Origin of the sequence: Kitasatospora sp. NPDC092286 (genome assembly GCF_044755565.1) — a bacterium.
Lineage (GTDB): Bacteria > Actinomycetota > Actinomycetes > Streptomycetales > Streptomycetaceae > Kitasatospora.
In genome coordinates this window covers 55,753-68,337 of the sequence record NZ_JBIVRD010000026.1, presented here as the reverse complement: position 1 = coordinate 68,337, position 12,585 = coordinate 55,753, and the positions used below count along the sequence as shown (strand labels likewise).

General features: G+C 71.7%; 11 protein-coding genes, 1 tRNA gene and 1 pseudogene. 4 read left to right on the top strand and 9 right to left on the bottom strand.

Annotation, left to right across the window (positions count from 1 at the left end; all coding sequences use genetic code 11):
- Positions 1-275 precede the first annotated feature (275 nt).
- From ACIQIB_RS25105 to ACIQIB_RS25090, 4 genes are all read right to left on the bottom strand, one after another.
- Positions 276-950 (bottom strand): histidine phosphatase family protein, encoded by a 675-nt coding sequence (locus ACIQIB_RS25105; RefSeq protein ID WP_400760738.1) that lies wholly within the window; start codon positions 948-950, stop codon positions 276-278.
- A gap of 10 nt (positions 951-960) precedes the next feature.
- Positions 961-1,956 (bottom strand): nucleotidyltransferase domain-containing protein, encoded by a 996-nt coding sequence (locus ACIQIB_RS25100; RefSeq protein ID WP_400760736.1) that lies wholly within the window; start codon positions 1,954-1,956, stop codon positions 961-963.
- 34 nt (positions 1,957-1,990) lie between these two features.
- Positions 1,991-2,893 (bottom strand): phosphotransferase, encoded by a 903-nt coding sequence (locus ACIQIB_RS25095; protein ID WP_400760734.1) that lies wholly within the window; start codon positions 2,891-2,893, stop codon positions 1,991-1,993.
- Between the two features lie 130 nt (positions 2,894-3,023).
- Positions 3,024-3,599 carry an ATP-binding protein gene (locus tag ACIQIB_RS25090; RefSeq protein WP_400760732.1) on the bottom strand — a complete coding sequence of 192 codons (576 nt, stop codon included), beginning with the start codon at positions 3,597-3,599 and terminating at the stop codon, positions 3,024-3,026.
- Between the two features lie 17 nt (positions 3,600-3,616).
- Here ACIQIB_RS25090 and ACIQIB_RS25085 point away from each other — a divergent pair, with 17 nt between their 5' ends.
- The 4 genes from ACIQIB_RS25085 to ACIQIB_RS25070 all read left to right on the top strand — a co-directional run bounded on the left by ACIQIB_RS25085 (position 3,617) and on the right by ACIQIB_RS25070 (position 6,369).
- The gene (locus ACIQIB_RS25085) at positions 3,617-3,763 is read left to right on the top strand and encodes a hypothetical protein (RefSeq protein ID WP_400760730.1); all 147 of its coding nucleotides are present in this window, start codon (positions 3,617-3,619) and stop codon (positions 3,761-3,763) included.
- A 369-nt stretch (positions 3,764-4,132) separates the two neighbouring features.
- Positions 4,133-5,407 carry a helix-turn-helix domain-containing protein gene (locus ACIQIB_RS25080; RefSeq protein WP_400760729.1) on the top strand — a complete coding sequence of 425 codons (1,275 nt, stop codon included), beginning with the start codon at positions 4,133-4,135 and terminating at the stop codon, positions 5,405-5,407.
- Complete coding sequence (locus ACIQIB_RS25075; protein ID WP_400760726.1) at positions 5,404-5,955, top strand: flavoprotein; 552 nt, start codon at positions 5,404-5,406, stop codon at positions 5,953-5,955. Before ACIQIB_RS25080 ends, ACIQIB_RS25075 begins: the two co-directional genes overlap by 4 nt.
- Positions 5,956-5,958: 3 nt before the next feature.
- Positions 5,959-6,369 (top strand): NUDIX hydrolase, encoded by a 411-nt coding sequence (locus ACIQIB_RS25070; protein WP_400760724.1) that lies wholly within the window; start codon positions 5,959-5,961, stop codon positions 6,367-6,369.
- Between the two features lie 709 nt (positions 6,370-7,078).
- On the opposite strand, the gene ACIQIB_RS25065 is transcribed toward ACIQIB_RS25070, so the two are convergent.
- The 5 genes and pseudogenes from ACIQIB_RS25065 to ACIQIB_RS25045 form a co-directional block, all read right to left on the bottom strand.
- Positions 7,079-7,152: transfer RNA gene (locus ACIQIB_RS25065), tRNA-Thr, on the bottom strand.
- Between the two features lie 81 nt (positions 7,153-7,233).
- Positions 7,234-7,891, bottom strand: a pseudogene (gene leuE / locus ACIQIB_RS25060) (leucine efflux protein LeuE).
- Between the two features lie 86 nt (positions 7,892-7,977).
- Positions 7,978-9,681, bottom strand: a complete 1,704-nt coding sequence (locus ACIQIB_RS25055) for an alpha/beta hydrolase (RefSeq protein ID WP_400760722.1) — start codon at positions 9,679-9,681, stop codon at positions 7,978-7,980.
- Positions 9,682-9,824: 143 nt separating this feature from the next.
- Positions 9,825-10,991: a hypothetical protein gene (locus ACIQIB_RS25050; RefSeq protein WP_363604118.1), complete on the bottom strand. Its 1,167-nt coding sequence runs from the start codon at positions 10,989-10,991 to the stop codon at positions 9,825-9,827.
- Positions 10,992-11,245: 254 nt separating this feature from the next.
- Entirely contained in the window at positions 11,246-12,457 is a 1,212-nt protein-coding gene (locus tag ACIQIB_RS25045) for a DNA polymerase III subunit delta' (protein WP_400760720.1), read from the bottom strand.
- Positions 12,458-12,585 lie beyond the last annotated feature (128 nt).

Sequence of the window (12,585 nt, the reverse complement as noted above, 5' to 3'; positions counted from 1 at the left end):
CGGGCGGGTACCTGTCGGCTATCAGGTTGGCCTCGAACCGCTGGCGAGGGATCTTCGGCCCGTCCGCCTCGCGGTGACGGAGGTCTCCGGCGAGGGTGACGGAGGTCTCCGGCGAGGGTGACGGTGTTCCACAGGTGGGGTGCGGGCGGTAAGCCCAGGATGGCGTTGAGGGCGGCGGCGAGGCGGATGCCCACGGCCTTGCCGGGGCGGGTGGCGAAGGTGAAGGGTCCGTTTTGGACGGGCCCGTTGAGGAACAGGTGTCGCACGGGCTCCTCCTAGATCGGCGGGGTAGTGGTTCCCGTCCTGGTGAACCGACCGTCGTGCAGCTCGTAGTGGAGGATCGCGGCGTTGGGCATCTTGCCCTTCCGCTCCTGGGCGAGGATCTCTGGCAGGGTGCAGGCTTCGAGCAGGGCTCGGAGCGCCACCGCGGCGGTCTGGTGGGTGAAGGCGATGACGGTGCGCGACTCCTGGAGTTCGGCCTGGGCGAGCGCGGCGAACTCGGCAGCCCGATTGAGCACGCCCTCCGCGAGCGACTCGCCACCGCCCGGCGCGGTCCAGACGTGCTTGCGAAGGCGGCGGTCCTCGGCGAGTGCGGGGTAGCTGTCGTAAAGCTCGCGCTTGGTCATGTAGGTGGCGTCGCCGTAGTGCTGTTCGTCGAGGAGAGCGGTCCGCTGGGGCCAGCCGTCGGGGAGGTCGGGCAGGGCGATCGCGGCCGTGTCGATCGCCCTGCGGTAGGTCGAGGTGTGGACGCGCGGCTCGGGGCCTGCGAGCTCCGGCAGGACTTCGGCAAGCCACTGGGCTTGCCAGAAGCCGCGCGGGGTGAGGCCGACGATGGTACGGGAGATGGCGTGGGCGGCGGCTCCGCTGTAGGGGCGGGGGTCCTGATAGAAGCCGTTGTACTTGTCGGCGTTCTCGACGGACTCGGCGTGCCGAATGACGAGCAGGGTCACGGCGCGGGTCCTATCCGGCGAGGTTGGCGACGTAGGAGCCACTGACGGTCCAGGGGGTGAGTTCGATGCCGAAGCCGCTGTGCTCGCCGTCCTGGGTGTGCACGAGCTTGCTGGCCAGGTGCACGGTGTCGCCGGATCGGAACGCTCCGGTGTAGGCCCCGAGGTACGAGCGCATGTGAGTGATCCGGCGGGCGAAGGAGTCGGCCTCGTCGATGGTCGAGCTGAGGATGGTCTTGACCTTGATCCCGTAGACGGCCGGGGTGGTGAGGCCCTCGGCGTGGTCGGTGATCTTGGCGAGGAGCGAGATCTCGCCGATCTCCTTGGAGGAGATCCGGGTGAAGGTCTTGTCGCGGTCGGAGCGGATGGGTTCGCAGTTGATGTGCGCGCCGGCGTTGGCGGTGAGCCCTTGGAGCTTGCGGCGTTCATGCTTGATGAGGGCGTCGAATGAGCTGCCCTCCATGTACTTGGCCCGGCGGATGTACAGCCGGGTCAGGTCGTCTCCGTCGTACAGCCGGATCAGGTCGGCCTGCTGGAACAGCTCCTGCGCGGCCTGGTAGCCCTCCGGTCCGTAGCAGACGAGGTCGATGTCGGAGCGCTCGTTGTAGCAGCCGACGAGGAAGGAGCCGGTGACGCCGATCAGGCCCTGGGCCTCGTTCGCGGTGATCCACTCGGTGATCGCCAAGAGATCCTTGCCGGCCGGGTTGTCGGCGACCGCGCCGGGGTCCTCGTGAATGGCCGCGAGGGCCTGGCGGCAGGAGTAGTGGACGGCCACGTCCTCGCGCGGGATGCCGGTGATGACGCAGCCGAGGGTGTCGGAGTAGACGTAGCACTCCGGCCTGCCGGCCAGGATGCCGAAGGACTTCGACACGACGCTGTTCTGCCGGTAGGTCCGGCCGAACAGCCGCCGATCGCCCTTCTCGTCGGGGTGGTACTTGACGTAGCCGAGGTAGTGGCTGCCCGGGTGACTGTCGCCGATGACCTTGAAGACGACTCCGTGGTGGTCCATCAGGTAGTCGCGGTCGCGGACGGTGGGAACCGGCCTACCGGTATTCAGCGGTGAACCGTTCCAGAGTGGGAAAGGTGCCGGTGTCGATCGTGTTGCCCGACTCATACTGATCAAGTCCCATCGTGAAGAGGACGCGGCGGTACTGCCACTTGATGTGCTTGTCGTTCCGCGTAGGGTCGGTGGGCCGCATGAGCGCGAGGAAGAAGAAGCACTTGACTAGCAGGAAGTCGCCCAGGTGCTCGCTGACCCGCTGCCCGATCAGGGACGCGGTGGTCTCGTCGAGAGCGGCGGTGTAGGCGGTGCGCTGTTCCGGGGTGATGCTGTAGCCCTTGCCGCCGCCCTTGAAGGCCACGATGTCGAGCGCGGGGTAGACGTCGTAGCCGAGCGGGACCGGTCCGTGGTGCTGCCAGTCGATGACCCCGGCCTGAAGAACATTGGGCAGGCCGTAGTCCAGGTGCCCGTGCACCATCGGGAGCCGGGCCAGCCGGTCGAGCGCATGCTTGACCGCCTCGTGGACGCGCGGGGTGTCGAAGTCCGGGTTCTCCTCGAAGACCTCGGCCTCGAAGGCCGCCTTCTCGAACCACGGTGTGGCAGGAAGGGGGTGCCTCGCCTGGGCCTGCAGGAGCTTCGACGCGACGGCGGCCGCCGTGCTGATCACCTGGTAGCTGACCTGACCGTCCCGCCTGGCGTCGGCCAGCGCCTCCTCGTGCAGCGAGGTGTCGCCGATGGCACGCTCGACGACGAAGTAGCGCCCGTCCTCCGAGCCGCTGTCGACGATCTCCGGCACCGGGTAGCCGAGGCTGGCGGCCAGCTGCTGGAACTCGGTCTCCGCCCGCAGATCCTCGCCACCAGTCCGCTTGTAGAGCAGGCCGTCAGCCGACCTCCACACCGCGCCTTGCGTGGCCGTTCTGTCCTTCACGAACTCCCAGTCACTCATCCATCCATCCTTCCGTAGAGCTAAGTTCGGGTAGAGCACGGCAGGACCAAGCGAGTCGCACAGGGTGGGGTCGGCCGCTCCCGGGGGAAGAGCGGCCGACCCCCGTCACCGCCCGGCCGGTGTGCCTGGACTAGCACGGGCGGAGTCGGTAGGCGCGCGGCGAGCGGTGCCTCGAGAACCACCTGTACGCGCGGGCGCTTGGCCAGGCGGGCGCGTGGGGACGGGGCCTGGGACGGTCGGTGCGGACGAGGCTGGCGATGAGTGCCGCTCTTCGGGCCGAGCGATGGTGCTCGGGTACCGCGACAGCGGGCACCGACACTTCGGCCCAGACCTTCTTGCCATGGGTCGTCGGCTCTGCGCCCCAGGTCTCCGACAGGCCCTCGATGAGCAACATGCCTCGACCGGTGGTCAGTTCGTCGTTGCCGAAGTTGGCGGCCCCAGTAGGCATCCGGCGCGACGGGTCGTAGACCTCGATCACCACCCGGTCGCCGTCCGGGGAGAGATGGATGCCGACCAGCAGTCTTCCTGGCGCGTGAATGACCGCGTTGGCGAGCAGTTCGTCGGCGACCAGCGCGATGTCGCCCAACGAAGTCGGGTCGATCCCCCACGAGCGGGCGACTCGGACGACGGCGTCCCGGGCCGGCGGGACGTGGTCGCGCCTGGTGCCGATGAACGAAATACGTCGGGCGTGAGTGGAGGCGGTCACTGGTCACCATCGCAGGCTTGGACCGCGTCGACAACGCTGTTGCACGGCCAGGGGCCGCAGCCGTCGCTGCACCGGCCGTCCTCGAACTGGTGGCGGTCGAGGACCTCTCGGGCGTGGCTGCTGGCGGTGGCGAGGCGCTCGCGACGCGCGGCGGCGCGGTCTGAGGGGCTCGCGGTTGTGTTCGACGCCCGGCCGTCTTCCGAAGCGAGAGGAACGGCCACTGCGTCCGCGTCCCGCTGGTGCATGGTGCCGCCTCTCTGGGCGTCCGAGCGGAGGGTCATCGGCGCTTCTCCTTAGCCACTGGGTGGAGCCGCGCATGCGAGAGTCCGCAGATGGGCCTCGGTCATGCGGGAGCGGGGAATCGCGAGCCGCGAGGGTGGTCGAGCTGCTGACGACCAGACAACTCTGCCTCGATGCACCATGGTTAGGGCATGGGCTCCGCGTGCGTGATCCATGCAGATCGCGCATGCCGGGTTGTCCTGGTGTGGCTACGCTCGGCTCACCAGGCAGGATCAGCATTGGCAGGAGCAGCCATGTCGCAGACGGCCAAAGGACACTCCGCAGCGGGCGGGATCGGAGAAGTAATTCGCCGCGCAAGGGTGTTGAGCGGTCGGTCGCAGGCGGATGTGGCCACCGAACTGGGCTACCACCAGTCGAAGATCAGCCGGTTGGAGAGCGGCAAGGGGACGCAGGACATCGATGTCCTGCGCGCTGTCGCAACCGTGCTCGACATCCCGCTGGGAAGCCTCGGCCTGTCCTCCCATACCAGTGCGGACAGCAGGACGGACGACATGCACCGTCGCAACTTCCTGGCCGCGAGCGTCGTCGCGCTCGCGGCCCCGACACCTACTCCTCGCGTGGGGATGGAGCTGGTCCAGGCACTGCTGCCCGGACCCGTTCCAGCTGAGCACGCGCCACAGCCCCAGGCCGCACTCGCGGCCCGGCTCGCCCAGGCCCGGAGGCTCTTCTACACCTGCCGGTACGCCGAACTCGAAGGCGCGCTGCCGTCGCTGATCGCCGACCTTCGCCAGGCCCAGGACGCCTCCCGCGGCGGCGATCAGGCCCTGTCCGGCCTCCTCGCGACGGCGTACCAGACTGCGGTCAGCCTGCTGCTCAAGCTCGGTGACCACGGCAACGCCTGGCTGGCGGTCGGCCGTGCCATGGCCGAAGCCGAACGGAGCGCCGACCCCGTCGTGATGGCCTCCAGCGTCCGCGTCCAGGCGCACGTCCTCGCGCGCGACCGGCACACCGCGCCCGCCGTCACCCTCATCCGGCACACTGCCGACCAGCTCTCCGGCAGCTACGACCGGCGCCCGCCCGAGTACCTCGCCGCATTTGGGCTCATGCTCCTTCGCGGCGTTACGGCGGCGAGCGCCGGCGGCGACCGTGCAACCACCGCCGAGTTCCTCGCCGAGGCTCATGAGGTCGCGCGCTACGTCGACCTCGACGGCCCCGAAGCCTGGGCGAACTTCAGTCCGACCAACGTCGCACTTCACTCGGTGAGCGCCTCGGTCGTCCTGGGCAACGCCGGAGCGGCGCTGGAAGCCGCCCGGCCCCTGATGCACAGGCGCATCCCGGTCCCCGAGCGCCGGGCAGCACTGTGGGTGGAGGCTGCACGGGCCTACAGCCAGCAGAGCAGACTGGCCGAGGGATACAAAGCGCTCAGGATCGCGGAGAGCTGTGCCTCGGAGGACATCCGCCGACGGCCCAGCGTGCTCGAGCTGGCCGGTGACATGGCCGCTCGCGACCGGCGCGGCGCCGTCCCGGAGCTTCGCCGTTTCTGCCAGGAGTTGGGAGTCCAGGTTTGACCGAGCACCGCGAGCCGTTCCTCTACGTCGTCGTCTGCGCGTCGGGCATCGCCGACGGAGTGGGCGAACTGATCACCGCTGCCCATGCCGAGGGCTGGGGAGTCGGCGTGATCGCGACCCCGAACGGGCTCGGATTCATAGACCAGGAAGCCGTCGAAGCCCAGACCGGCTACCCGATCCGCTCCGCCTGGCGCACGCCGAGCATCCCCCAGCCGCTGCCCCCGGCCGACGCCATCGCCGTCGCCCCGGCCACCTTCAACACCATCAACAAGTGGGCCGCCGGCATCTCCGACACCCTCGCACTCGGCATCCTTTGCGAGGCGTACGGCCTCGGCATCCCCGTAGCCGTCCAGCCCTACGTCAACTCCGCCCAGGCTGCCCACCCCGCGTACGGGGAGAGCCTGGCCCGGCTCCGGTCGATGGGCGTCCTGATCGGTGACTACGTCCCCCACAAGCCCAAGGCCGGCGGGGGCCGCGACAAGTACAACTGGACCCACGTCCTCGACCTGCTCCGCCCCATGGCGGCCTCAGTGACGGGGAGGGAGTAGCCGATGCTCCCGGCTTCGGACGGACCGCCAGGTGTCGCTGCCGCGGTCGTGATCCGAGAGGGTCGGGTGCTGATGGTCCGGCGCCGGGTCAGCGAGGGCCAGCTCTCCTGGCAGTTCCCAGCGGGCAAGATCGAGCCCGGCGAGTCTCCCGAGGAAGCGGCTGTCCGCGAGACCGCGGAGGAGACGGGGATGAACGTGGCTGCCATCAAGGTCCTCGGCGAGCGCGTTCACCCAGAAACTGGCCGGTGGATGTCGTACACGGTCTGCGAGATCATCAGCGGCGCCGCTGCCGTCGGTGACCCACGAGAACTGGACGCACTGGCGTGGGTGGCGCTTCCAGAGATCCCCGAGTACGTGCCGTACGGGATCTTCGAGCCGGTGCAGGCATATCTGAACGCCACGCTCAAGAACTGACGGAGCCCCTGCGGGCGGCCATCAGCTGGTGGCCGCCCGCAGCGCTGTCGGCGCTCGGGCGAGGCCCGGCGTATCTGCTTCTCCTTGCCGGGTTGGCGTTCGGCGGGTGCGGTTGTTGGCAGCCTTGGTGTCGGTCTGCACGGCGGGTGTCGTGAGTGCGGTCGTCGTGGTGGCGCGACGGCCGCTGCGAGTGAGCGCGATGCGGGCGCGTTGGTCGATGCGGTCGTTGGTGGCGTGGTGCAGGCACCAGAAGAGGACTTCGACGGGGTCGGTCGGCGCCGGTCAGCTCCCATTGCTGGGCGGCTTCGGTGAGGGCTCGGCAGGGCGATTGGCCAGCGGAATTCGACCTGGGCGAGGACGGTGGCCTGCACATGGGCGGCGAAGCGGTCAGTCGTCCTGCGCGCGAGGGTGCGGCGGCTCGCAGTTCGGCTCGGGCGTGGGTAGGGGTGGTGAAGGCGGAGAAGTACCAGCGTCCTGCCCGAGATCGCCAAGGATGCCGCCGAGGCCGCCGCGAAGCTCGCCCCTCCAGCGGAAGGCCGCGAAGAAGGAGAAGTCCAAGGCCAAGAAGGCCAGGGGTCGGACCGAGATCAACACCCGTGCTCACGCATCGCTCACGCAAGCGGTCCTGTAGCACGCTGCCGACGCCTGACGGCCAGCCAAGGAACAACAAAGGCCCAGGTCACGGGCTATGTGACCTGGGCCGATTCTGAGCCGCCTATGGGATTCGAACCCATGACCTACGCATTACGAGTGCGTTGCTCTGGCCAACTGAGCTAAGGCGGCACCGTTGACGCAGTGCAGCGGCAACGGCGGCAAGTCTACACAGGTTCGGAGGTGATCCGTACCGGGTAACAGTGGCGGGGCTCAGGTCGAGGAGACGGCGAGCTTGGCGGCGAAGCCGGCGAAGAGGACGGCGACGCCGCTGGTGAGGCCTGCGGAGAGCCGCTTGCGCCGGCGGAAGGCGGTGGCGAGGGGTGGTGCCCGCGAAGATCAGCATGGAGAGGTAGAGCAGGCTGAAGGTCTGCAGGACGCCGCCGAGCAGGGCGAAGGAGAGGGCGGGCCGGCCGTAGGACGGGTCCACGAACTGCGTGAAGAAGGAGAGCAGGAAGAGGATCGCCTTCGGGTTCAGCAGGCTGATCACCAGGGCCCTGCGGAACGGGCGCTCGACGGCCTCCGGGGCGGGCCCGGCAGCGGTTGCGGCGGGGTCGTCGGCACGGCGTTCGCGCCAGAGCTGGCGGGCGGCGCGAAGCATGCCGATGCCGATCCAGAGCAGGTACGCGGCGCCGCCGAACTTCACCACGGCGAAGACGGCCGGGTTGGCCTCCAGCAGCGAGGCGGCGCCCAGCGAGGTGAGGCTGATCAGAGTGAGGTCTCCGACGAAGACGCCGGCGGCCGCGGTGTAGCCGGTCCGGACGCCCTTGCGGGCGGCGACGGACAGCACGTACAGGGAGTTGGGGCCGGGGAGAAGGACGATGACGAGGGCGCCGAGGACATACGTCGCCAGGTCGTTGACTCCGAGCACGGTGCGCTCCGATGAGGGTGTGGGGTGCGGCAGGGGGTGGCGGGCGCTCATCGTAACTTCGCACCGGGCGGCGGTTGAAGCGAATATCAGCCCCCGCAGCGCTTCCCCTTCTCGGGCGGCCCACCCCCCAGCAGATAGGCGTTGACGGCGTCGTCCACGCAGGCGTTCTGGCGGCCGTACGCGGTGTGGCCGTCGCCGTCGTAGGTCAGCAGGTGGCCGGACTGCAGCTGCCCGGCCAGCGACTGCGCCCACGCGTACGGGGTGGCCGGGTCGCGGGTGGTGCCGACGACGACGATCGGGGGGGCGCCGGCGGCCCGGACTGTGTGCGCGGCGCCGGTGGCCTTGACCGGCCAGTAGGTGCAGGTCAGCGCCATCCAGGCCATGTCGCGGCCGAAGTGCGGCGAGGTCCGCTCGAAGGCGGGCACCGCCTGCTGGGCCTCCGCCGGGCCGGTGAACGGTGCGGGCAGGTCGAGGCAGTTCACCGCCGTGTTGGCGAACATCAGGTTGGGGTACGAGCCGTCCGGGCGGCGTCCGTAGTACGAGTCGGACAGCTTCAGCAGACCGGTGCCGTCGCCCGCCTTGGCCTCGGCGAGCGCGGCACGCAGATCGGGCCAGAGGAAGTCGGCGTACATCGCCTGGATGACGCCGGTGGTCGCCCGGGACTCGGTCAGCAGGCGGCCGGAGTCGGGGGTGACCAGCGGCTGGGTGTCGAGCGACTTGAACAGGGCGGTGAGCTGCTCGCCGACCTGCTGCTCGGTCCGGCCGAGCGGGCAGTCCTCGTGCTTGGCGCAGTCCTTGGCGAAGGCCGCCCAGGCGGTCTCGAAGCCGCCGGCCTGGGTCAGGTTGCCGTCGAGCGAGTCGAGCGACGGGTCCATCGCGCCGTCCAGCACCATCCGGCCGGTCCGGGTGGGAAAGAGCCCGGCATAGGTGGCTCCGAGGAAAGTGCCGTAGGACTTGCCGACGTAGTTCAGCCGCTCGTCGCCGAGCAGCGCCCGCAGCACGTCCATGTCGCGGGCCGCCTCGACGGTACCGAGGTGGCCGAGCTCGGCACCGGCCCGCTCCTCGCAGCCCTCGGCGAACTCCTTGTCCGCGGCCACCAGGGCGTCCGTCTCGGCCTGGTCGTCGGGGGTGGTGTCGACGGCGGTGTAGGCGTCCATCCGCTGATTGCTCAGGCAGGTCACGGGGCTGCTGCGGCCGACCCCGCGCGGGTCGAGGCCGACCAGGTCGTACCGGGCGCGCACACCGCTGTCGTACGTCCCGGCGACGGCCTTCACGTAATCGACCGCCGAGCCGCCGGGGCCGCCGGGGTTGAGCAGCAGCGAGCCGAGCCGGCGGCCTGATCCCACCGATCCCTCGGGTCCCTTCGACACCCCCGACGCGCCCGGCGCCCCCGGCTCGACCGACTCGGCCCGGACCCGGACGGCCGCCAGGACGAGGTCCCCGCCCGCCGGGTGGTCGTAGTCCAGCGGCACCCGGAAGGTGGCGCACTCGAAGCCCTCGTCGCACGGCTGCCAGGCGAGCCGCTGGCCGTAGTACGACGCCAGCGCGGCGGGCACGGCCGCGGGCAGCGGCTCCAGCGGCGTGACCCTGGGGCGGGACGCCCCGGCGGAGGGGGAAGCCGGGCCGGAGCCGGAGCCGGCGGCAGCGGGCCCGGCGGCGGCCGAGGGGGGCGCCTCCGGCCCGGAGGAGGCGGAGCTGCACCCCCCGGCCAGCATCCCGGCCGCGGCCAGCACGGCCGCCAGGGCGTGCCTCGCCACCGGAACACGTCGCACGGCCGGAACGCGTCTCATGCCCGGAGCACGTCCCACGGCCGGGGCCTGCCTCGCGACCGGGGCGTGCTTCGTGGCCTTCATCTGGTCCCCTCAGGTGTTCGAGTCCGGTGGCCCCGGGACCGCCCGGGTACCGCGAAGCGTGGTGGCCGCCGCAGCGGTGATCAGGATGCCTTGGCCAGCGTCTCGGCCAGGTACTGGGCCGCCTGCCGGACCAGCCGCAGCCGTTCCCGCTCCGGCGAGTAGTCCTGCACATTGTCGGAGATCCGCACATCGGCGCGGGCCGCCGAACCGGTGCCGCCGCGCAGCGCGGCCTGGAGCTTGCGGGCCGCGTCCAGCCCCGCGCTGTCCGCCTTGGCGGCGGCCAGCAGCAGCCGGGGAGCGGCGTCGGCGGGCGCCTCGGCTCCGGTCCGGGCCAGCGCGGCGGTGTCGTACCGCCCGGAGATCGCCGCGGCCGCGCCGTACAGATCGGGGCGGGCCAGCCCGGCGGCCGCGGCGCAGGGCGCGCCGCCCTCGACGCCGAGGGCGGCCCAGGAGGCCGGGCCGGGCGGCAGGGTCCGGAAGGCGGCGGCGATGGCCGAGCGCAGCGTGGCGTCGTCGGCGACGGCCTGCGGGGCGGCGGCGACCAGGTCGCAGGGGTGCGCGGTGCCGTTCGGCGCCTCGGGGGCGACCAGGATGAACGGGCGGGCCTTGCCGGTCTGGACGGCGGAGCTGAGGCCGTCGAAGACGTCGGGGACCTCGGCGTCGGCGGTCTTGCGCGGGGTGGCGGCGTGCATCACCACCACCGGGAAACGGGCGTTCTGGTCATTGGCGTACTGCGCGGGCAGCCAGACCCGGACGTTGCGCGGCTGCCCGTCCGGGCCGAGAACGACGGACTGCAGCAGTTCGCCGCCGCTCGGGTGGCCGACGCTGTCGAACCGGCTGACCACCTGGGCGGCGGCGGGCGGAGGAGCGGCCTCGGGGACCGCGGCGGGGTCGGGGGCCGGGACCCCGGCTGCGGGCGGCGCTGCCTGCCGGGCGCCGCCACCGACGGTCCCGGCGCCCCAGTCGGCCTCGTCCTCGACGGCGAGCTGTGCCCCTTCCTGCCCCGAGTCCGGTCCGCCGAGGCTGCCGAGCACCCCGAAGGCCGTCAGCAGGGTCAGCGCCGTGACGCAGACCCCGCACGCCATCGCCCCGAGCGTCCGAAGCAGCATCGGCCGCCGGTCGCTGGTCAGCTCGTACGTCTCGGCGGCCCGCAGGTCGCGCCAGCGCAGCAGCGCACCGCGCGCCAGCCAGACACCGCCCACGGCGGCCGCGGCCAGCAGGGGAACGACGAGGAGCGAACGGACCATGGGACGCACCACCTCGGGACGAGGGCCGGACACCGGACCGGCCGGCGCCGTACGGGACGCGACGGCCCCGGCGTCGGGGCGCAGTCGGCCCCCAGCGTGCAAGACGACCCGACGGTCACACGCGGGTGTGCCCGGCGCGTACCGCCCGTTCACTCGAAGGTGGGACAACGGATAGGACGTGAAGCCGTACCCGGCGGCCCGACGGCCCAGCAGCCCGGCCGGACCGGCGAGGGCCCGGCGGTCCCGGACCGGCCTCAGCCCGCCCGCAGGGCCACCGTCATCGCCTCGACGGCGAGCAGCGGGTCGACGTTGCGGTCCAGCGCCCGCCGACAGGCGAGCACCGCCTCGATCCGCCGCAGCGTGCCCTCCGGCGGACCGGCCGCCGCGACCCGGTTCAGGGCCTGGCGCTGGTCCTCGTTGGCCAGCGCACCGGTCGAGCCGAGCTGGAGGGCGAGCACATCCCGGTAGAAGCCGAGCAGGTCGAGCAGGGCGACGCCGAGCGTCTCCCGGCGGGTCCGGGTGGCACGGCTCTTCTGCCGCTTCTCCAGTTCCTTGACCGCCCCGGCCATGCCGCGCGGGGCCTTGCTGCCCTCGGCCGCGCCGTACGCGGCCTTCAGGTCGTCGGTCTCCTTGGCGTCCTGCGTCTCGGCGAGCGCCTCGGCGTCGGCCTTGGCGGTGTCGACCAGGCGCTGGGCGGCCGCCAGGCAGCCTCCGATGTCACCGACCTCCAGCGGGATGCGCAGCACCTCGGTCCGGCGGTTGCGCGCCTGCTCGTCGACGGCCAGCCGGCGGGCGCGGTCGACGTCCCCCTGCCCGGCGAGCGCGGCCAGCCGGGCCGTCTCCGGGTGGACGCCGTCGCGGCGTACCAGCGTGTCGGCGACGGCCTCGGCGGCGGGCGTCCGCAGCACCAGCAGGCGGCAGCGTGAGCGGATGGTCGGCAGTACGTCCTGGACCGAGGGCGCGCAGAGCAGCCAGACGGTGCGCGGGGACGGCTCCTCCACGCCCTTGAGCAGGGCGTTGGCGGCGGCCTCGGTCAGCCGGTGGGCGGCGTCCACCAGGATCACCGACCAGCGGCCGCCGGTCGGGTAGCTGGAGGCGCGCAGGACGAGGGCGCGCATGTCGCCGACGCCGATCGACAGACCGTCGGTGCGGACGTACTTGACGTCGGCGTGGCTGCCCGCCATCACGGTGTGGCAGCCGTCGCAGAACCCGCAGCCGGGCGTGCCGCCGAGCGCGAGGTCCGGGCTGGTGCACTGCAGGGCGGCCGCGAAGGCGCGGGCGGCGGTGGTCTGGCCGGCCCCGGGCGGGCCGGTGAACAGCCAGGCGTGTGTCATCAGGGAGGCGTTGGTGCCCGGCTCCGGTGCGGCACCGCGCCCGGCGGCGACCGCCGCTCCGGCCGCCCGGGCGGCGGCGGTCAGCTGTTCGACCACCCGGTCCTGACCCACCAGGTCGTCCCAGACGGCCACTGCTGCTCCCAAGCTCGGTACGGCTGCGCTCCCGGCGCTCTTCCCCGCCGTCGAGCATACGTGCCCGCCACGACAGCGGGCGGCGCCGCCGGAGACCCGCTCCGACCGCACCGCCCGCGTCCTACGCC